A 19,929-nucleotide genomic window follows, 5' to 3' on the forward strand; every position below is an offset into this window, starting at 1 on the left:
AGCCGGCCTGTGGCGGGTGTCAGCTGTTGACCCTGACCTGCGTCAGGTCGAGCTCGAGGGTGTAGGACAGCTTGGCGTTGCTCAGGCGCTCAGAGTAGCCCGCCTTCTGCGTGACGCTCCACAGCGGGATCGCCGGCAGGTCCGCGACCAGCATCTTCTCGGCCTCGATGAACGCCTTGTTCGACTCCGCGGTGTCGCTGATGGCAGCCGCCTTCAGCAGGGCCGCGTCGAACTCGGGGTTGCTGTACTTCGAGTCGTTCGCCGAGCCGGTGGTGGAGTACAGCGGGCTGAGGCCGTTCTCCAGGTTCGGGAAGTCGTAGGACCACGCGGACCGGAACAGGCCGGACATCTGCTTGGCGTTGATGGACTGGCGCAGGACGCTGAAGGTCGGCGTCGGGGTGGCCACGCAGTCGATGCCGATGCTCGACTTGATGCTGTTGCACACCGCCTCGGACCAGTCCTTGTGCCCGCCGTCAGAGTTGTAGGTCAGCGTGAGCGGGCCGCTGAAGCCGCCGGCCTTGGCCAGCAGGTCCTTGGCCTTGGCCGGGTCGTACGTGCAGGCCTCCCCGCAGGTGTCCGCCTCGTAGCCGGTGATGGCCGGCGAGGAGAACGAGGTGGAGGGCACGTAGGTGTCGTTGAAGATGACCTTGGCGATCTGCTCGCGGTTGATCGACATGGAGATGGCCTTGCGCAGGTCGGCGTTGGCGAAGCGCTGGTCGTACATCGGCAGGCTCACCGTGGTCAGGCGCGGCGCGTCCTTGTCGAGCGTGCGGTCCATCAGGTCGGACTGGTACTTCTCACCGGCCAGTGCGGACGGCGGGAGCAGCTGCTGGAAGTCCAGGTTGCCCGAGACGAGGTCGGCGTAGGCCGCCTCCGAGCTCTGGTACAGCTTGATGGTGACGTCCTTGACCTGGGGCTTCTCGCCCTTGTAGTCGTCCCACCGGGTGATCTTGATGTCGGTGTTGTCGTTCCACGCGACGAACTTGAACGGACCGTTGCCCACCGGGTTGCGGCCGAAGGCGACCGGGTCGGCGTAGAAGCTCTGCGGCAGCGGCGCGAAGGCGTGGTAGCCCAGCTTCTGCTTGAACGGGCTGTACGGCGCGACCAGCTCGACCTTGATCTCGGTCGGGCTCACCACCGTGAGGCCGCTCATCGTCTTCGCCGTGGGCGCGGGTGCGTCCGTGCTGCCGGCGGGGGGCGTCGGGTTGACGTCCTGGTAGCCCTTGACCTGCTCGAAGAAGCTGGCGTTGAGCGCCGCGTTGGGGGCGTAGGCCGCCCAGTTCCACGCGTCCACGAAGCTCTTGGCGTCCACGGGGGTGCCGTCGTGGAAGGTGTAGCCGTCCTTGAGCTTGATGTCGTAGTGCTGCGCGTCGGTGGTGGTGATCGACTCGGCGATCTCCATCTTCAGGTCCGAGGTGTCGGTGTCGTAGCTGACGAGCCCGGTGAACATGACGTCGAGCGGGATGGACCCGCCCTCCTCGTTCGTGTTCGCCGGGACCAGCGGGTTCTCCGGCTGGGTGCCCTGGATCGAGATGGCGGCGTTCGGGTCGCTGCTTCCCCCACTTGAATCACTGCTGCTGCCGCCGCAGCCGGCGATCAACATCACCGCTGCCACGGGGAGCGCGACTGCCGCCGCGAACCGCTTTACCCGCATAGGTCGAGTCCTCTCGAAGTCAAGGCACGCCCGCTCGCCGATCGCGTTCCGGGCTCGCGCCCGAGCCATGTGCGGCTCAGACGGAGGGAACTTTAGTCCTCTGCTTACCCAGACTTTTTTCGCCGGCCTAACGAGATCGTGGCTGACGGTGCTCGGGTGACCACTACGGGTAGTGGTCAGAGCACCGGTTCCCGGCTCACGCTCCGGACCGGAGCATGGGCAGGTGCTTGATCCCATCTTCAACGAAAACTGAACCGTCCGAGGCGAATCCGTGCGTCTCGTAGAAGCCGACCATCGGCACCTGGGCGTTCAGCCGGCACGGCTGAGAACCCACCTCGGCCAGGGCCGCCTGCATCAGCCGACGGGCGTGACCGTGTCCCCGTGCGTGTCGAGCAACACACAGCCGACCGATCCGGAAGTCTCCCCCGTCACCGTCGGGCTGCATCAGCCGAACCGTGCCCAGCACGTTCTCGCCCTCCTGCAGCCACAGGTGGCGGGTCTGGGGCAGCAGGTCAGCGCCGTCCAGCTCGGGGTAGGGGCAGGCCTGCTCCACGACGAACACCTCGACGCGCAGGGCGAGGAGCCGGTAGAGCGTGGGGGTGTCCAGGTCGGCGGACCACGATCGGTGCACAGGAGTCATCCCCGATGGGTACCACACCTGCCCCTAGGATCGATCCCCATGACCGACTGGGAGCCCGACGTCCTCGGTGCCGACTACCAGCAGCTGGTGCTGCCGCTGGGCACGGATCCGGACGGGGAGTCCCCGGTCGTGGCCACCCTGGTGCGACACGCCACAACCGGGGCAGCACCGCGGGGTGCGTTCCTGCACGTGCACGGCTACACCGACTACTTCTTCCAGACCGGGCTGGCCGAGCACCTCACCGCGCTGGGCTACGCCTTCTACGCCCTCGACCTGCGCAAGTGCGGGCGGTCCATCCGGCCGGGACAGACGCCGCACTTCGTCAGCGACCTCGCCCTCTACGACGCCGAGCTGGACGAGGCGCTGCGGATCGTGCAGCAGGAGTCCGGCGGCGACCGCGTGGTGGTGGGCGGGCACTCCACCGGGGGTCTCGTCGTGCCGCTGTGGCTGGATCGCCGCCGACAGGCCGGGCTGCCCGCCCCGGACGGCCTGGTGCTCAACAGCCCGTGGTTCGACCTGCAGGGACCGGCGTACTACCGCAGCGCGGCGGGCACCGCCCTGATCGACACCGTGGGCCGGCTCGCGCCGAAGCGGGTGATCCCGGTGGGCAGCGCCGACGCCTACGGCACCAGCCTGCACCGCTCCGGTGGTGGCGAGTGGGACTACGACCTCTCCTGGAAGCCGCTGGTGGGCTTCCCCGCCCGCTTCGGCTGGATGCGCGCCGTGCGGCACGGCCAGGCCGCGCTGCACCGGGGCCTGGACGTGGGCTGCTCGTCGCTGCTGCTGCGCTCCACCCGCAGCCACTTCGCCGCGGCGTACTCCCCCGACGTCGACACCGCCGACGCAGTGCTCGACGTGCGCCAGATCGCCCGCTGGGCGGGGTGCCTGGGCGGCCGGACGCTGGTCGCCCCGATCGACGGCGCCCGCCACGACGTGTTCCTCTCGCAGGCCCCGGCGCGGGAGGCCGCCTACGCCGAGCTGGACGCCTGGCTGGCGGCGCTCCACGAGCAGGTCGACCTCGCGCGGTAGCGTTCACCGGGTGAAGCACTTCGACCTGGCAGTCATCGGCAGCGGCTCGGGCAACACGATCCTGGACCACCGCTTCGACGATCTCGACGTCGCGGTGCTCGAGCGGGGGATCTTCGGCGGCACCTGCCTCAACGTGGGGTGCATCCCCACCAAGATGTACGTCTACGCCGCGGACGTGGCCCGCACGGTGCAGCACGCCGAGCGCTACGGCATCGACGCCCACGTGGACCAGGTGCGCTGGCCGGACATCGTGGACCGGGTGTTCGGCCGGGTCGACCCCATCTCCGCCGGCGGACGGCGCTACCGCAGCGAGGGCACCCCCCGCACCACCGTCTACACCGGCGAGGCGCGCTTCACCGGTCCGCACACCATCGACACCGGTACCGGGGAGACCATCACCGCCGACCGCATCGTGATCGCCGCCGGGTCCCGGGCGATCGTGCCCGACGAGGTCCTCGACAGCGGGGTCACCTTCCACACCAACGACGACGTGATGCGGCTGCCCCGGCTGCCGGAGCGCCTGGTGATCGTGGGAGCCGGCTACATCGCCACCGAGTTCGCGCACGTCTTCTCCGCCTTCGGCAGCGCCGTCTCGCTGATCGGGCGCAGCGACGTCCTGCTGCGCCAGCTCGACCGCGGCATCGCCGAGCGCTTCACCGCCCTGGCCCAGGAGAAGTGGGACGTGCACCTGGGGCACGGCCTGGCCAAGGTGCGCCAGGGCAGCGACGTCGACGGCCACCCCGACATCGAGGTGGAGCTGACCAACGGCGACGTGGTCAGCGGCGACGCACTGCTGGTCGCGGCCGGGCGGCGCCCCAACTCCGACCTGCTGGACCTGGGCGCCGCCGGGGTCGGCACCCACCCGGACGGCCGGATCATGGTCGACGAGCAGCAGCGAGTGCTGTCCACCAACGGCGAGGTGGTGCCCGGCGTGTGGGCGCTGGGTGACGTCAGCTCGCCCTACCAGCTCAAGCACGTGGCCAACCACGAGGCGCGGGTGGTGCAGCACAACCTGCTGCACCCGGAGTCCCCGCGCACCACCAGCCACGCCCACGTGCCCGCCGCGGTGTTCACCGACCCGCAGATCGCCACCGTCGGGCTCACCGAGGAGCAGGCGCGCGAGCACGGGCTGGACGTCACCGTGAAGGTGCAGGCCTACGGCGACGTGGCCTACGGCTGGGCGATGGAGGACGTCGAGGGCGTCTGCAAGGTGATCGCCGAGCGCGGCACCGGCCGGCTGCTGGGCGCCCACGTGATGGGCGCGCAGGCCTCCACCGTGATCCAGCCGCTCATCCAGGCGATGTCCTTCGGCCTCTCGGCCACCGAGATGGCCACCGGCCAGTACTGGATCCACCCCGCGCTGGCGGAGGTGGTGGAGAACGCCCTGCTGGGCCTGGAGGTCTAGCTGGCCCGGGACTGCTGCTTGGCGGACTGTGGCTTGCCGGACTGCTGCTTGGCCTCGCGCTGGCGGGCGCTCTCCGCGCGCACCCCAGCCTGCAGGCGCTGCTCGGCCTGCAGCCACTCCGGCGCCTCGGCGACCAGCGCGTCCACCTGCTCGGTGGTCAGCGCCTCGGTCACCCCGCCGCGGGCCAGCCCGGCGATGGAGATCTTCAGCTTGCGCGCGAGCACGCTGCGCGGGTGCGGGCCGGCCTGGCGCAGCTGCTGCAGCCACTCCGGCGGGTTGTTCTGCAGCTCCTCGAGCTCGGTGCGCGAGACCGTGCCCTCACGAAACTCCGCCGGGGCAGCAGGCAGGTAGATCTCCAGCTTCTTCGCCGCCGTGGCGGGCTTCATCGTCTGCTGCTTCTTCACCGGGGGTTCCTCGCTGCGATCACCACGTCAGCCTATCTGCAACGATCGACCCTGCTTCACCCCGCAAGCCTCGCTCCACCGACGAAGGGACTCCCCCGGTGCCCGCCGACCCCCGCCAGCTGCGCCACTTCGTGGCCGTGGCCGAGCAGCCCAGCTTCACCAAGGCCGCCCGGTCGCTGGGCGTCGCTCGCACCGAGCTGAGCCGCAGCCTCGCCGCGCTGCAGGAGCAGGTCGGTGAGCCGCTGGTGGTGCCGGGCGAGCAGCCCACCCGGCTGACCGCGGCCGGCGAGGCGCTGCTCGCCCAGGCGCGGTCCGCGCTGGCCGAACCGGATCCCCGCGGCCCCGAGACCGCCGAGGACGCGCCACGGGAGCAGAGCCTCACCGTGGGCTACGTGCCCGGGGTGACGCTGGCCAAGTGGAGCCGCGTGTGGTCCGAGCGGATGCCCACGGTGCCCCTGCGCGCAGTGGGGGTGGAGGTGGCCGAGCAGGTGGACGCGCTGCGGTCCGGGCAGGTGGACGTGTGCCTGGTGCGGCTGCCCGTGCAGCGCGAGGGGCTGAGCGTGGTGCGCCTCTACGAGGAGGTGCCGGTGGTGGTGGTGCCCAAGGACCACCCGGTGGCGCTCTTCGATGCGGTGGGGGTGGCCGACCTCGCCGACGAGCACCTGCTGCAGGACCCGGACACCGTGCCGGAGTGGCGCGACGTCGCCTCGGAGCTGCGCACGGGCGAGCGCCCGGCCGTGGCCGAGGAGCTGACCGACGCCCAGCGCATCGAGCTGGTGGCCGCCGGGCTGGGCATCGTCGTCGTCCCGCAGTCGATCGCCCGCCTGCACGCCCGCCGCGACCTCGTCTACCGCCCGGTGCACGACGTGGCGCCGTCCCCGGTGGCGCTGGCGTGGGTGCCCGAGCGCAACAGCGACCTGGTGGAGACCTTCTTCGGCGTGGTCAAGGGCCGCACCGCCCGGAGCTCCCGCGGCGCCGACCCGGCACCCGCCGAGCCGGCCCCGCGAGCAGGACGCACCAGGCAGCCCCAGAAGCAGGCCGGCGGTGCCCGGGGTGGCAGGTCCGGTGCCCGTGGGGGTGCGCGCAAGCCCCGCCGCGGCTGAGCGGGCCCGGCTCCTACCAGGGGCTGGAGCGCAGCACGATCTCCGCGGCCAGCTCGGCGGCGGCCTCCTCGGGGATCCAGTGCGTCACCCCGGGCAGCTCGACGAAGCGGTAGTCGGCCAGCACGTGCCTGCGGCTGGCCTCGGCCTGGGTGCGGCCCAGCGCCGTGTCCCCGGTGCTCCACAAGTAGGTGGTGGCCACTTCCACCGCCGGGCACTCGCGGTAGTCCTCCCCGCGCATGGCGCGGTACCAGCTCAGCGCGGCGGTGAGCGCACCCGGCTCCAGCAGCGGCTCGACGCTGGCGGCTACCTGCTCCGCGGTCTGCCCCCCGGTGGCCACCATGGCCCGCAACCGCCGCCCGTCGTCGGCCAGCAGCAGGTCCTCGGCCTTTCCGGGCTGGGCGAACAGCTGCATGTAGCTCGAGGACTCCTTCTGCGCGGAGTCGTTGCGAAGCGCGTCGGCGAAGGCCACCGGGTGCCCGACGCTGGCCACCACCAGGCTGCTGACCCGGCTGGGGTGCCGGGCGGCCACCTGCCACGCCACCGCCGCACCCCAGTCGTGGCCCACCAGGTGCGCCCAGCCCACGTCCATGGCGTCCAGCAGGGCGATGACGTCACCGACCAGGTGGGGCATGCGGTAGTCCTCGACCCCGGTCGGGCGGGCCCCCGGGGAGTAGCCGCGCTGCGCGGGGACGATGGTGCGCAGCCCTGCCGCGTGCAGCCGCGGCAGCACCGCGTCGTAGCAGTGCGGACTCTGCGGGAACCCGTGCAGCAGCACCACCGGGGTGTCCGCCGGGTCACCCCCGAGGTGGACGTCGAAGGTGTGCTCACCACAGGTCACCTGTTCCACCGACATGAGCCGACGCTACCCGTCGGCTCCCCGGCACCCCCGGAGCGTCGGGCGTACCGTCGCGGCTGACGCGCATGCCTGGCCACGGGGAGGCGGAACGACCGATGAGCACCGGAGCCACGAGCAGCACCCCCGCCCGGTCCGAACCACCCGCCGGAGGAGCTAGCGTCGCCCACGCCCTGCTGTTCTCCCTCGCGGCCGCGCTGGGCGGTTTCCTCTTCGGCTACGACACCGCCGTGATCAACGGTGCGGTCAAGGCGATCCAGTCTCGCTTCAACGCCGGCACCGCCGCGACCGGGCTGACCGTGTCCCTCGCCCTGATCGGCGCCGCCCTCGGGGCCTGGGTCGCCGGGGCGGTCGCGGGCAGGTTGGGGCGGCTGTGGACGATGCGCATCGCCGCGGTGCTGTTCATCGTGAGCTCGGTGGGCTCCGCCCTGGCCTTCTCGGTGGTCGACCTCGCCTGTTGGCGGGTCGTGGGTGGTGTCGCGGTAGGCATCGCGTCGGTCATCTCCCCCGCCTACATCGCCGAGATCTCCCCGGCCGCCTACCGCGGGCGGTTGGGATCGATGCACCAGCTGGCCATCGTGCTGGGCATCGCCGTGTCGTCGCTGGTCAACTACGCCCTCGCCGAGGCCGCTGGTGGCTCGCGCGGTGAGATCGCCGGGCTCGAGGCCTGGCGGTGGATGCTGATGGCCGCGGCCTTCCCCGGTGCGCTGTACCTGCTGATGACCTACACGCTGCCGGAGTCGCCGCGCTTCCTGGTGGCCAAGGGCAAGACGGCGGTGGCAACGAAGATCCTGGCCAGCCTGGAGGGCGGGAACACCGAGCAGGTGGACCACCGCATCGAGGAGATCCGGGTGTCGCTCAAGCTGGAGGAGCGCTCCCGGGTTCGCGACCTGTTCACCGGCCAGCACAAGATGGTTCCGCTGGTGCTGCTCGGCGTGGCGCTCGCCGCGCTGCAGCAGCTGGTCGGCATCAACGTGATCTTCTACTACTCGGCCTCGCTGTGGCAGTCGGTCGGGATCGGCGAGGACCGCTCCCTGCTCATCAGCGTGGTGAGCGCGGTGGTCAACATCGTGGGCACCTTCGTGGCCATCGCGGTGATCGACAAGATCGGGCGCCGTCCGCTGCTGGCCATCGGCTCGGTGGGCATGACCGTGGCCCTGGGCATCGCCTCGTGGTGCTTCTCCCACGCGGAGGCGGTGGCCGCCTCCACCGACGGCACCGCCGCCGCGGCCGAGCTGCCCTCCCCCTACGGCACCATCGCGCTGGTCGCCGCCAACGGCTTCGTGTTCTTCTTCGCGCTGTCCTGGGGCCCGGTGGTGTGGGTGCTGCTGAGCGAGATGTTCCCCAACCGCTCCCGCGCGGCCGCGGTGGCGGTGGCCACCTCGGCCAACTGGATCGCCAACTTCGCGGTGACGGTGACCTTCCCGACCTTCTCCGCGGCGAACCTCTCGCTCACCTACGCCGGCTACGCCGCGATGGCCGCGGTCTCCCTGGTGGTGGTGATCTTCTTCGTCAAGGAGACCAAGGGCCGCACCCTGGAGGAGAACGGCTAGCCCCTGCCCTGCCCTGCCCGCGGTCAGGGCAGGGTGAGGATCTCCGCGCCGGTGGCGGTCACCACGATGGTGTGCTCGAACTGCGCGGTCCAGCTCTTGTCCTTGGTGAGCACCGTCCAGCCGTCGTCCCACTGGTCGTAGTCGATGCCGCCCAGGGTGATCATCGGCTCGATGGTGAAGGTCATGCCCTCCTCGATGACCGTCTCCACGCTGGGCTGGTCGTAGTGCAGCACCACCAGGCCGCTGTGGAACGACCGCCCGATGCCGTGGCCGGTGAAGTCCCGCACCACGCCGTAGCCGAACCGGCTGGCGTAGGCCTCGATCACCCGGCCCACCACGTTGAGCTGGCGCCCCGGCTTGACCGCCTTGATCGCCCGCATGGTGGCCTCGTGGGTGCGCTCGACGAGGTCGCGCACCTCGGGCGCGACGTCGCCGGCGAGGAAGGTGGCGTTGGTGTCGCCGTGCACGCCACCGATGAACGCGGTGACGTCGATGTTCACGATGTCGCCGTCCTGAATCACCGTGGTGTCCGGGATGCCGTGGCAGATCACCTCGTTCAGCGAGGTGCAGCAGCTCTTGCTGAAGCCGCGGTAGCCCAGCGTGGAGGGGTAGGCGCCGTGGTCGACGAGGAACTCGTGCACCACGCGGTCCACCTCGTCGGTGGTGACGCCCGGCGCCACCACCTTGCCGCCCTCCTGCAGCGCCTGGGCCGCGATCTTGCTGGCCACCCGCATCGCCTCGATGACCTCCGGCGGCTGCACCCAGGGGTCGTTGCTCGGCGTCGGCGCCGGCTTGCCGACGTACTCCGGACGCGGGATCGACTGGGGAACCGTGCGGATCGGGGTGGGGTGCCCCGGGGTCAGGGGCGGACGGGCGGTGGTGAAGACAGACATGGGCCCAGCCTAGTCAACGCCCCGGTCAGTAGCCCGCGGGCAGCGCAGCGAGCACCTGGCCGGTGACGCCCACGGCGCCGGCCGAGCTTCCTCCCCCCACCACGAGGGTGGCGAAGGCGACGTCGCCGCGGTAGCCGATGAACCAGGAGTGCGACCGGGTGCCGTCTCCGAACTGCGCCTCGCCGGTCTTGCCGTGCACCTGCCCCTGCTCGGCCACGCCACGTCCGGACCCACCGGTGACCACCTCGCGCATCATCACCCGCAGCTGGTCGAGCACCGGGGCCGGCAAGGCCGGAGCGCTGCCCGCCACCGCGGTGGGCGCGCCCTGCACCAGCACCGGCACCGGGGTGGTGCCCCGGGCCACCGTGGCGGCCACCAGCGCCATGCCGAACGGGCTGGCCTGCACGTCACCCTGACCGATGGAGTCCTCGGCGCGCTTGACCAGGTCGGCGGTGGGCGGCACCTTGCCGGTGACGGTGGTCATCCCGGCCGCGGTGTAGTCCATCCCGATGCCCAGCGAGCGGGCCGTGGTGCTCAGCGCATCGGCTCCCAGCGCGCCGGACAGCTGGGCGAAGGTGGTGTTGCAGGAGGCGGCGAAGGCCGTGCGCAGGGGGACCTCGCCGAGCGCGAAGTCGTTGTAGTTGGGGATCACCCGGACCCCGCCGACCACCGTGGTGGCCGGGCACGCGCTGGGGGTCTCGGCGGTGACGGTGCCCGCCTGCAGCACGGCGGCGGCAGTCACCGTCTTGAAGGTGCTGCCCGGCTCGTACAGGCCGGTCAGCGCCACTGGTCCGGCGGCGTCGGCCGCGGCGTTCTGGGCCACGGCCAGCACCTCCCCGGTGGACGCCTTCAGCGCCACCGTCATCGCCGGCTCCGGCTTGCTGCGCACGGCGTTCTGCGCGGCCTGCTGCACGCCGTGGTCGAGGGTGAGCCGCACCGCCGCGGCAGGCTCCGCGGCGGTGGTGGCCAGGGTCTCCACCTGTGCGCCGTTGGGTCCCACGGTGACCACGCGCCAACCGGCCCGCCCGGCCAGGTCGTCCTGCACCGTGGAGCTGACCTCGCGGAGCAGGGTGGGCGCCACGGTGGGGTCGACGCTGAGCAGCGCGGCCTGGCTGCTGAAGCTCACGCCCGGCAGCTCGTAGATCGCGGCCTTCACCGCCAGGTAGTCGTTCTCCCGCAGCGTCACCACCGGGTAGGGCGCCGCCCCGCCGGTGGCCACCCCGTCCACCATGGACTGGGTGGTGATCGCGGGGTCGAACCGGCTGACCGCTGCGGCGAGGTCGCGGGCCACGGCAGGCACGTCGCCGGCCGCGGCGGGGTCGAGGGTCACCCGCACCACCACGCCGGGGTTGAGCAGCGCCTGGCCGTTGCGGTCGAGCACCGACGCGGTGGGCGCGGGGTCCGCCCGAACGGCCAGGGACTGGTTGTCGGCCAGCCGCGGGTGCAGGTTGGCGCTGCTCCAGCGGACCGTCCAGTCCCCTCCCGTGCGGCCGAGCTTCAGCTGGCCGGTGTGGGTCCAGGTGCGTTGCTGGGCCAGGTGCCAGTGCGCGGTGAAGTCGGCGGTGGCGGTGCCGTCGGAGGTGCGGACCTCCCCCAGCTCGGTGTCCACCGACTCCGCCCCCAGACCGGTGCGGGTCGTCTCGATCGCCGCACGCGCCGCGTCGGGCTGGTCGGTGGCGGCTCCGGCCACGGCCAGGTCACCGGCGGAGAGCGCCTGCAGGAACCGGGACGCTGCGTCGGCGGCGCTGGGCCCGCTGGTGCAGGCGGTGAGCGAGCCGGTGAGCAGCAGCACCGCCAGCAGCACGGCCGCCAGCAGTCGCGGGCCAGCCAGGGTGCGGGGTCGCGCAGAGACGGTGACCATCGCCGCCCAGCATAAGCACCGGCACACCGAAACCCGTGGCCCCCAGCAGCCGTGCCGGCTCTCGTGCAGGAGCACGGTGCTGGCTCTAGTGCAGGAGCACGGTGGCAAACGTGGCCACCTCGTGGAAGCCGATCCGCTCGTACACCCGTCGTGCGGTGGCGTTGAAGTCGTTGACGTACAGGCTGGGCAGCCGGTGGGAGCTGCGGATGGCGGCAGCCACCGCGGCGGTCCCCGCTCCGGCGAGCCCGCTGCCGCGCCGCTCCGGGGCCACCCACACGCCCTGGATCTGCCCGGTGGTGCTGGAGCTGGCGCCCACCTCCGCCTTGTAGACCACTGCACCGTCCTCGAACCGCGCGTAGGCCCGGCCCTCGGCGATGTGCTCGACCACCCGACGGAGGTAGGCAGCGCCACCGTCGGCGGCGGTGGGGTCGATCCCCATCTCCTCGATGAACATCGCCACGGACGCGGGCAGGTACGCGGGCAGGTCGCTGGGACAGACCCGGCGCACGTGCGGGTCGGGCGTCACCAGCGGCGCACCCGGCAGCGCCAGCAGCGGCTGCCGCGCACGCACCTCACGAGCGGGACCCCACCAGTCCTCCAGCAGCTCCCACATGGGCAGCACGAGGTGCGCCATGCCCACCAGTGACGAGCAGGCGCGGGGCTGGCGCCGGGCCAGCTCGGCGAACATCGCCACCGCCTCCGGCGAGCCGTGCACCGGGATGAGGTTGGCGCCGGAGTAGCACAGCGACCGCCCCGGCTGGTCGACCGTCCACAGCTCGGCGCCGAGCCGGTTGGGGGTCACTCCGTGGGCCTCCACCCGGGCGAGCACCATGCAGTTGGCCACCGGGTCGGTGCCCAGTCCGCGCAGCACCTCGTCGGCGTCGGCCTGTCCCAGCCGGCGCACGACAGCCCGGCGGTCGTCCCACGGTTGCGCGCCCGCACCGACCCGGAGCACGGCTCAGCCCGCCGCGCGGCGGCCCAGCGGGCCCAGCGTGCACATCAGCCGACGGTCACAGCAGGCTCGCCGGAGGTGGCACCGCTGTCCTTCATCTGATCCGCGATCTTCATGGCCTCCTCGATCAAGGTCTCCACGATCATCGCCTCGGGAACGGTCTTGATCACCTCGCCCTTGACGAAGATCTGGCCCTTGCCGTTGCCCGACGCCACGCCCAGGTCGGCCTCGCGGGCCTCGCCGGGCCCGTTGACGACGCAGCCCATCACCGCCACGCGCAGCGGCACCTCCATGCCCTCCAGGCCCGCGGTGACCTGGTCGGCCAGCGTGTAGACGTCCACCTGGGCCCGCCCGCAGGACGGACACGAGACGATCTCCAGCTTGCGCGGGCGCAGGCCGAGGGACTGCAGGATCTGGTTGCCGACCTTGACCTCCTCGATGGGAGGGGCAGACAGGGACACGCGGATGGTGTCGCCGATGCCGCGGGAGAGCAGCGACCCGAAGGCCACCGCCGACTTGATCGTGCCCTGGAAGGCCGGTCCGGCCTCGGTGACGCCCAGGTGCAGCGGGTAGTCGCACTGCTCGGCGAGCAGCTCGTAGGCACGAACCATGGTGACGGGGTCGTTGTGCTTCACCGAGATCTTCAGGTCGTTGAACCCGTGCTCGGCGAACAGCCCGGCCTCCCACAGCGCCGACTCCACCAGTGCCTCCGGGGTGGCCTTGCCGTGCTTGGTGAGGATGCGCGGGTCCAGCGAGCCGGCGTTGACGCCGATGCGGATGGGGATGCCGGCGTCCTTGGCCGCCAGCGCCACCTCCTTGACCCGGCCGTCGAACTCTTTGATGTTGCCGGGGTTGACCCGCACGGCGGCGCAGCCGGCGTCGATCGCGGCGAAGATGTAGCGCGGCTGAAAGTGGATGTCGGCGATCACCGGCAGCTGGCTCTTGGCCGCGATGGCCTTGAGCGCCTCGGCGTCCTCGGTGCGCGGGCACGCCACCCGGACGATGTCGCAGCCCGCGGCGGTCAGCTCGGCGATCTGCTGCAGGGTGGCGTTGACGTCGTGGGTGCGGGTGGTGGTCATGGACTGCACCGACACGGGAAAGTCGCTGCCCACCCCCACGTCACCGACGTGCAGCTGGCGGGTGGGGCGACGCGGGGCGAGCACCGGCTGGGGTGCCTCCGGCATGCCGAGCGTGACGGGTGTGGTCACGATCGTCCTTCCTCGAAGAGTGTGCTGCTCACGGGAACAGCTGGATCGGGTTGACGACGTCGGCGATCACCGTGAGCACGGTGACGCCGCCGCCGATGATGAGCACCACGTAGGTCAGCGGGAGCATCTTGGTGTAGTCCACCGGTGCCGCCTTCGCCTTGCCGAGCGCCCTGCGGACCATGTCCCGGACCTTCTCGTAGGTGGTGATGGCCATGTGGCCGCCATCCAGGGGCAACAGCGGCAGCAGGTTGAAGATGCCGATGAAGAAGTTGAGGCTTGCCAGCAGCAGGATGAAGACCTCCCACAGCCCGCGCTCGGCGACCTGCCCGCCGATCACGCTGGCGCCGACCACGCTGATCGGCGTGTCCGCGCTGCGCTCCTCGCCGCCGATCGACCGCACCACCGCGGGCACCTTCTCCGGGAACTTGAGCAGGCTCTCCCAGGTCTTCTCGAACATGGTGCCGGTGAACGCCACGGTGGCCGGGATCGCGGAGACCGCGTTGTGCTCGGTGGGTGCGTAGCTGACCGGCGAGACGCCGATGGCGCCGACGGTGGCCGGCTGGGGCTCGGGGTCGCCCGGCCGGACCACGTAGCGCTGCACGGGCTCGACCTCGATGGTGAGGGTTACCTCGCGCCCGTCCCGCTCGACGGTGAACGGCGCCGGGCCGGTGAGCGCCTGGGTGGCTGCGATGACGTCGGCGAAGGTGGGGGTGGGCTTGCCGTCGACGGCGACGATGGTGTCGCCCGCCTGCAGCCCGGCCCGCTGTGCCGGTCCCTCGCCGGTGCACTCGGCGTAGCTGCCGTCCGCGGACTGGGTGGGGGCCACGCAGCCCACCGCACCGGCCACGGCCTTGTCGGTGGCGTTGAGGTTGGGCAGGCCGAAGCCGACGGCCAGCACGTAGATGAGCACCATGCCCAGGGCGAAGTGCGAGATGGGCCCACCGAGCATGACCGCGATCCGCTTCCAGGCGCTCTGCTTGTACATCGCCCGGTCGACCTCGTCCGGGTCGAGCTCGTCCAGGGCGGTCATCCCGGCGATGTCGCAGAACCCACCGGCCGGGATGGCCTTGAAGCCGTACTCGGTCTCACCGCGGCGGAAGGAGAACAACCGGGGGCCGAAGCCGATGAAGTAGCGCCGCACCTTCATGCCGAAGGCCTTGGCGATCAGCAGGTGACCGAACTCGTGCAGGGCGATCGAGAAGCCGATCCCCAGCGCGAACAGCACCACGCCGAAGGCAAAGACCATCTCCACAACTCCTATTGTCCGCCTTGCCGGGTGCCGTCGCGCTCAACGGTACCGGCTGAGCCCGGTGGCGCTGGCTCTCCGTGACCAGATCGGCGGTGCTGTGTCACCGCCGACGCTGCTGGGCCAGCTCCCGGGCCCGGGCGCGGGCCCAGTCCTCCGCCGCCAGCACGTCGGCCACCCCGCTCGGCACCGCCCGGTGGGCGTCCGCCTCGCCCAGCACCGCCGCCACGGTGCGCACGATGTCGGGGAAGCTCACGGCGCCGGCCAGGAACGCCGCCGCGGCCTCCTCGTTGGCGGCGTTGTACACCGCGGGCAGGCACCCGCCGCCGGTGCCGGCCTCCCGGGCCAGGGCCACCGCGGGGAACACCTCCTCGTCCAGCGGCTCGAAGGTCCAGGTGGCGGCGGTGCTGAAGTCGCACGCGGCGGCGGCACCGGCGATGCGGTCGGGCCAGCCCAGCGCCAGGGCGATGGGCAGCCGCATGTCCGGCGGGCTGGCCTGGGCCAGGGTGGAGCCGTCGGTGAAGGTGACCATGGAGTGCACGATCGACTGCGGGTGCACGGTGACGTCGATGCGGTCGTAGGGCGTGCCGAACAGCAGGTGCGTCTCGATGAGCTCCAGGCCCTTGTTCACCAGGGTGGCGGAGTTGAGGGTGTTCATCGGACCCATCGACCAGGTGGGGTGCGCACCCGCCTGTTCCGGGGTGACGCCGCGCAGCTGCGCCGCGCTCCAGCCGCGGAAGGGCCCACCCGAGGCGGTGAGCACCAGGCGCGCCACCTCCCCGGCGGCGCCACCGCGCAGGCACTGGGCGAGCGCGGAGTGCTCGGAGTCCACCGGCACCAGCTGGCCGGGCGCCGCCGCTGCCAGCACCAGCGGTCCGCCCGCCACCAGCGACTCCTTGTTGGCCAGCGCCAGCCGCGCCCCGGTGGCTAGCACGGCCAGGGTGGGGCGCAGGCCCAGCGAGCCCACCAGGGCGTTGAGCACCACGTCGGCCGGCACCGCCTGGACCAGCTCGGTGGCCGCGTCCGGACCGTCGAGCACCTGCACCGCGCCCAGGTCGTGGGCAGCGAGGGCGGCGCGCAGCTCGGTCGCCGCGGTGCGGTCGGCCACCGCCACCGCGGCGACCCCGGTGGCGCGCACCTGGGCCAGCAGCGCGTCCACGTTGCCCCCACCGGCGGCCAGGCCCACCACGGTGAAGCGCCCCGGGTTGGCGGCGATCACCTCGAGGGCCTGCGTGCCGATGGAGCCGGTGCTGCCCAGCAGCAGCACCCGGGCCGGAGCGGCCGAGCCGGCGGCCGCGTAGGCACCGGGTGTGCCGGCGCTGGCGGAGGTGCTGGTTCTGGTGCTGGTGCTCACGGGGGTGCCACTGGTGTTCACCCCCGCATCATCCCCGATGCCCCCCGACACAGATCACACGATCTCCCCGGCACCAACGCCGTGCCGTGAGCACCGCCGGGAGTCGCGTGTGCCACGATGGTCGCCAACACAGCCCGCTCGCGGAGCGCGCAGGATCGAGCAGGAGGAGCCAACCGTGGCCGGCAAGCAGCTTGAGAAGCCCGAGGCGCAGTCCACAGTCACCGCCGTGGACCTCGTGGACGAGCCGTCTGCCGAGTGGGGCTGGCACGGCGAGTTCCCCAAGGCCACCCGCATCGGCGGCTGGGTCGTCGCCGCAATCCTGCTGCTCATGCTGATCGGCAACCACCAGGGCCGGGTAGAGGACCTGTGGCTCATCGGCCTGGCCGCGCTGCTGGTGTTCATCCTGGTCCGCGACACCATGCGCCGCCGCACCTCCTGGCGCAGGTAGCTCCCCCCGCCCGTAGGCGAGCAGCACCCGTACCACCCGAACAGCCGACCGCACGGCAGCAGCCACCGCGGTCGGCTGTTCGTCGTTGCGGGGCCTAGCCCTCGGCGGCGAGCTGGCCGCAGGCCGCGGCGATCTCCTGGCCGCGGGTGTCGCGCACCGTGCAGGACACGCCGCCGTTGCGCACCCGCCGGACGAACTCCCGCTCCGCCGGCTTGGGGCTGGCGTCCCACTTGCTGCCCGGGGTGGGGTTCAGCGGGATCAGGTTCACGTGCACCAGCGGGCCCAGCGCGGCCTTGAGCTTCTTGGCCAGCAGGTCGGCGCGCCACGGCTGGTCGTTGATGTCGCGGATCAGGGCGTACTCGATGGAGACCCGCCGGCCGGACTTGTCGGCGTAGTAGCGCGCGGCCTGCAGCACCTCCGCCACCGACCACCGGTTGTTCACCGGCACCAGCGTGTCACGCAGCTCGTCGTCCGGGGTGTGCAGCGACACCGCCAGCCGCACGGAGAGGTTCTCGTCGGCGAGCTTGCGGATGGCCGGGGCCAGCCCGACGGTGGACACCGTGACCGCGCGCTGGGAGATGCCCAGGCCGTCCGGTGCGGGGTCGGTGATGCGGCGCACCGCGGCCACCACCCGCTTGTAGTTGGCCAGCGGCTCGCCCATGCCCATGAACACGACGTTGGACAGCCGGCCGGGGGTGCCGCCCACCTCGCCGTCGCGCATGGCGGCCGCGGCGGCGCGCACCTGGTCCACGATCTCGGCGGTGGAGAGGTTGCGGTCGAGGCCGCCCTGCCCGGTGGCGCAGAACGGGCAGGCCATGCCGCAGCCGGCCTGGCTGGAGATGCACAGGGTGGCGCGCTCGGGGTAGCGCATCAGCACGCTCTCCACCAGCGTGCCGTCGTGGGCTCGCCACAGCGTCTTGCGGGTGGTGCCCTCGTCGCAGGAGAGGTGGCGCACCGGGGTGAACAGGGGCGGCAGCAGCGACTGTCCGACCTTCTCCCGCACGGCGGCGGGCAGGTCGGTCATCTGCGCGGCGTCGCCCTGCAGGCGCACGTAGTACTGGCGGGCGACCTGGTCGGCGCGGAAGGCGGGCAGCCCGAGCTCGGCGACTGCGGCGCGGCGACCGTCGGCGTCGAGGTCGGCGAGGTGACGGGGCGGCATGCCCCGCTTGGGGGCGTCAAAGACGAGAGGCAGGGAGGTCATGATGTCTCCATTGTCGCACTACCCCAGCGCGGCGCGGGTGCGCGTGCGCCGCGGAAGGGCCATGATCTGGACATGCACCCCAACCCAGACTCCCCCGACCGTCCGGCGATGGCGCAGGAACCGGTGCGCCCCAGCGAGACCAGCGGCGCCTCCGCGCTCGGCTCGGGCACGGCGGGAACCGGTGCCGGGACGGCGGGCACCGCGCCGGCGGCCCCCAAGCGGCGCAACCGGGCCGCGGCGGCCTGGACCGGGCTGATCGCCGGGGCGCTGATCCTGGTGGTGCTGCTGGTCTTCATCCTGCAGAACAACGACAGCACCGAGTTCGCCATCTTCTTCTGGGACTTCAGCCTCCCGCTGGGCGTGAGCATCCTGTTCGCCGCGATCGCCGGGGCGTTGATCATGGCGCTGGTGGGTGGCGCCCGCATCCACCAGCTGCGCAAGGCCGACAAGAAGCGCCGCTAGCGGGGCTGGTGCAGGGGCACGTGCAGGCCCTTGTGCCGCCAGTGCACCCGGTAGGCCACGTCCACGGTGAGTCCCGACACCTGCGCCACGGCCTGCTCCGCCACCCGCGGAGACAGCTCGATGCCCAGCACCGCCCGCAGGTCCTCCCGGGTCTCGAAGCGCCACACCGTGTCCACCCGCCGCAGGGCGAAGCCCTGGTCGGCGAAGAACGCCTCGACCTGCTCGGCCCGGTAGCCGGGTGGCAGGTCCTGGCGCATCCAGGAGCCGTAGCGGGAACGGGTGACGTCGAGGTCCACCACCACCTGCACTCCCCCGGTGCGCAGCACCCGCGTCGCCTCGGCCAGCCCGGGCTCGCAGCCGGGGCCGAAGAAGTACGCGGTGCGGGAGTGCACCACGTCCACCGAGTCACGGGGCAGCGGGAGCGCCTCGGCACCCGCCTGGTGCACCTGCACGTGGGCCAGCCCCCGGGTGCGGCGCCGGGCCAGCTCGGCCAGCGGCGGGTGGGGCTCCACCCCGTGCACCGACCGCGCGGCGTCGGCGAAGCTGGGCAGGTGAAAACCGGTGCCGCAGCCGACGTCGAGCACGTCGCGGCCGTGCCAGTCGGCCACCTCGCGCAGCACCGCGTCCACCGCGCCGTGCACGTCCTGCACCCGGTTCTCCCGCTCGTAGAGCTGGGGGTGGTGCCACACGTTGGGGCTGGGGATCACGCTCACCGGGGCGCCGGGCCGGGCGGGTGGGCTAGACCAGCGCGCTGAGCAGCAGCCAGGCCGCGACCGCCGAGGGCAGCACGGAGTCCAGCCGGTCCATCAGCCCGCCGTGGCCGGGCAGCAGCGTGCCCATGTCCTTGATGCCGATGTCGCGCTTGACCTGTGACTCGATCAGGTCGCCCACGGTGGCCACCACCACGAGCACGGCGCCGAAGAGCAGCCCGGCCCATGGGTTGGCGTCCAGCAGCAGCCAGAAGGTGAGCACCCCGCCGACCACGCCGAGGGCCAGCGAGCCGGCGAAGCCCTCCCAGGACTTCTTGGGGCTGATGCTCGGGACCATGGGGTGCTTGCCGAACAGCGCGCCCATTGCGTATCCGCCGACGTCGGAGCAGACCACCGCGATCATCAGGGCGGCGATCTTGGCCGCCCCGTCGGGCTGCACCACCAGCGCGACCGAGGTGGCCCCGAACAGCGGCACCCAGGCGACGACGAACACCGACACGGCGGTGTCGCGCAGGTAGTGCTCGGTGCTGCCCCACAGCCGCCACACCATGCAGGCGACGACCGTGACGGCGAAGGCCGCGAGGGCGGCGGTGACGCTGTGCCAGGCCAGCCACACCACGGCCTGCCCGCCCAGCAGCACCGGGACCAGGCTGATGCTGAGGCCGGTCCTGCGCAGGGCGGTGCCCAGCTCGAAGGTGGCGATCGCCATCGCCACGGCGACGATGCCGATCCAGGCCCGCGGGTAGAAGACCAGGGCGCAGATCACCAGGGCGCCCAGGCCGCCGCCCACGAGCAGGGCCGCGGGCAGGTTGCGCCCGGCGCGCGAGGTGCGCTGCACGGGCGGGGCCTGGCCTCCACTGGTCGACACGTCGTGATCGGTCACCACTGGATCCCGCCCTCCCTGCTGCTCGACCTGGTGTGCTGGTGCTGGTTCGTGCTGGTGCTCGTCCGTG

The 19,929-nt window shown here is 72.0% G+C and carries 19 protein-coding genes; 6 read left to right on the top strand and 13 right to left on the bottom strand.

The features are described 5' to 3' along the window. Nucleotides 1–19: 19 nt before the first annotated feature. Entirely contained in the window at nt 20–1,654 is a 1,635-nt protein-coding gene (locus tag AC3YO9_RS12325; protein WP_489983343.1) for a peptide ABC transporter substrate-binding protein, read from the bottom strand. Nucleotides 1,655–1,850: 196 nt separating this feature from the next. After that, a complete protein-coding gene (locus tag AC3YO9_RS12330) occupies nt 1,851–2,294 on the bottom strand; it encodes a GNAT family N-acetyltransferase (protein ID WP_127782759.1) in 444 nt (147 codons plus the stop codon). Nucleotides 2,295–2,333: 39 nt separating this feature from the next. Between AC3YO9_RS12330 and AC3YO9_RS12335 the strand changes: the two genes are divergently transcribed. Both AC3YO9_RS12335 and AC3YO9_RS12340 read left to right on the top strand, forming a co-directional pair. Next, nucleotides 2,334–3,323: an alpha/beta hydrolase gene (locus tag AC3YO9_RS12335; RefSeq protein WP_489983344.1), complete on the top strand. Its 990-nt coding sequence runs from the start codon at nt 2,334–2,336 to the stop codon at nt 3,321–3,323. A 10-nt stretch (nt 3,324–3,333) separates the two neighbouring features. Then, the gene (locus tag AC3YO9_RS12340; protein WP_127782757.1) at nt 3,334–4,728 is read left to right on the top strand and encodes a mycothione reductase; all 1,395 of its coding nucleotides are present in this window, start codon (nt 3,334–3,336) and stop codon (nt 4,726–4,728) included. On the opposite strand, the gene AC3YO9_RS12345 is transcribed toward AC3YO9_RS12340, so the two are convergent. After that, nucleotides 4,725–5,114 carry a DUF5997 family protein gene (locus AC3YO9_RS12345; protein ID WP_489983479.1) on the bottom strand — a complete coding sequence of 130 codons (390 nt, stop codon included), beginning with the start codon at nt 5,112–5,114 and terminating at the stop codon, nt 4,725–4,727. The genes AC3YO9_RS12340 and AC3YO9_RS12345 overlap by 4 nt on opposite strands. A 116-nt stretch (nt 5,115–5,230) precedes the next feature. Between AC3YO9_RS12345 and AC3YO9_RS12350 the strand changes: the two genes are divergently transcribed. Then, nucleotides 5,231–6,235 carry a LysR family transcriptional regulator gene (locus AC3YO9_RS12350; RefSeq protein ID WP_489983345.1) on the top strand — a complete coding sequence of 335 codons (1,005 nt, stop codon included), beginning with the start codon at nt 5,231–5,233 and terminating at the stop codon, nt 6,233–6,235. Nucleotides 6,236–6,248: 13 nt separating this feature from the next. Here the strand turns inward: AC3YO9_RS12350 and AC3YO9_RS12355 are convergent, their stop codons facing one another. Next, nucleotides 6,249–7,088, bottom strand: coding sequence for an alpha/beta fold hydrolase (locus AC3YO9_RS12355; protein ID WP_489983346.1), 840 nt, complete (start codon nt 7,086–7,088; stop codon nt 6,249–6,251). Nucleotides 7,089–7,186: 98 nt separating this feature from the next. Between AC3YO9_RS12355 and AC3YO9_RS12360 the strand changes: the two genes are divergently transcribed. Continuing rightward, nucleotides 7,187–8,641 (top strand): sugar porter family MFS transporter, encoded by a 1,455-nt coding sequence (locus tag AC3YO9_RS12360; RefSeq protein WP_127782754.1) that lies wholly within the window; start codon nt 7,187–7,189, stop codon nt 8,639–8,641. A gap of 23 nt (nt 8,642–8,664) precedes the next feature. On the opposite strand, the gene map is transcribed toward AC3YO9_RS12360, so the two are convergent. From map to dxr, 6 genes are all read right to left on the bottom strand, one after another. Next, the gene (gene map / locus AC3YO9_RS12365; RefSeq protein WP_127782753.1) at nt 8,665–9,534 is read right to left on the bottom strand and encodes a type I methionyl aminopeptidase; all 870 of its coding nucleotides are present in this window, start codon (nt 9,532–9,534) and stop codon (nt 8,665–8,667) included. Nucleotides 9,535–9,559: 25 nt separating this feature from the next. Then, a complete protein-coding gene (locus AC3YO9_RS12370; RefSeq protein ID WP_489983347.1) occupies nt 9,560–11,395 on the bottom strand; it encodes a penicillin-binding transpeptidase domain-containing protein in 1,836 nt (611 codons plus the stop codon). Nucleotides 11,396–11,480: 85 nt separating this feature from the next. Beyond that, a complete protein-coding gene (locus AC3YO9_RS12375) occupies nt 11,481–12,299 on the bottom strand; it encodes a GNAT family N-acetyltransferase (RefSeq protein WP_489983348.1) in 819 nt (272 codons plus the stop codon). Nucleotides 12,300–12,394: 95 nt separating this feature from the next. Next, complete coding sequence (ispG, locus tag AC3YO9_RS12380) at nt 12,395–13,555, bottom strand: flavodoxin-dependent (E)-4-hydroxy-3-methylbut-2-enyl-diphosphate synthase (protein WP_127782751.1); 1,161 nt, start codon at nt 13,553–13,555, stop codon at nt 12,395–12,397. Between the two features lie 28 nt (nt 13,556–13,583). Next, entirely contained in the window at nt 13,584–14,801 is a 1,218-nt protein-coding gene (locus AC3YO9_RS12385) for a M50 family metallopeptidase (protein ID WP_489983480.1), read from the bottom strand. 103 nt (nt 14,802–14,904) lie between these two features. Next, the gene (dxr, locus tag AC3YO9_RS12390) at nt 14,905–16,068 is read right to left on the bottom strand and encodes a 1-deoxy-D-xylulose-5-phosphate reductoisomerase (protein WP_489983481.1); all 1,164 of its coding nucleotides are present in this window, start codon (nt 16,066–16,068) and stop codon (nt 14,905–14,907) included. Nucleotides 16,069–16,330: 262 nt separating this feature from the next. Here dxr and AC3YO9_RS12395 point away from each other — a divergent pair, with 262 nt between their 5' ends. Further along, entirely contained in the window at nt 16,331–16,603 is a 273-nt protein-coding gene (locus AC3YO9_RS12395) for a DUF2631 domain-containing protein (protein ID WP_489983349.1), read from the top strand. A 94-nt stretch (nt 16,604–16,697) separates the two neighbouring features. Here AC3YO9_RS12395 and rlmN read toward each other — a convergent pair whose 3' ends face one another. Then, nucleotides 16,698–17,807, bottom strand: a complete 1,110-nt coding sequence (gene rlmN, locus AC3YO9_RS12400) for a dual-specificity RNA methyltransferase RlmN (protein WP_127782749.1) — start codon at nt 17,805–17,807, stop codon at nt 16,698–16,700. A 69-nt stretch (nt 17,808–17,876) separates the two neighbouring features. Between rlmN and AC3YO9_RS12405 the strand changes: the two genes are divergently transcribed. Next, nucleotides 17,877–18,266 (top strand): LapA family protein, encoded by a 390-nt coding sequence (locus tag AC3YO9_RS12405; protein WP_489983350.1) that lies wholly within the window; start codon nt 17,877–17,879, stop codon nt 18,264–18,266. Here AC3YO9_RS12405 and AC3YO9_RS12410 read toward each other — a convergent pair. Both AC3YO9_RS12410 and AC3YO9_RS12415 read right to left on the bottom strand, forming a co-directional pair. Continuing rightward, nucleotides 18,263–18,973 (bottom strand): class I SAM-dependent methyltransferase, encoded by a 711-nt coding sequence (locus AC3YO9_RS12410; RefSeq protein ID WP_489983482.1) that lies wholly within the window; start codon nt 18,971–18,973, stop codon nt 18,263–18,265. The genes AC3YO9_RS12405 and AC3YO9_RS12410 overlap by 4 nt on opposite strands. A gap of 31 nt (nt 18,974–19,004) precedes the next feature. Further along, nucleotides 19,005–19,844 carry a phosphatidate cytidylyltransferase gene (locus tag AC3YO9_RS12415; protein WP_241249817.1) on the bottom strand — a complete coding sequence of 280 codons (840 nt, stop codon included), beginning with the start codon at nt 19,842–19,844 and terminating at the stop codon, nt 19,005–19,007. Nucleotides 19,845–19,929 lie beyond the last annotated feature (85 nt).

It is taken from the genome of Rhodococcus sp. Z6_132, from assembly GCF_058133635.1.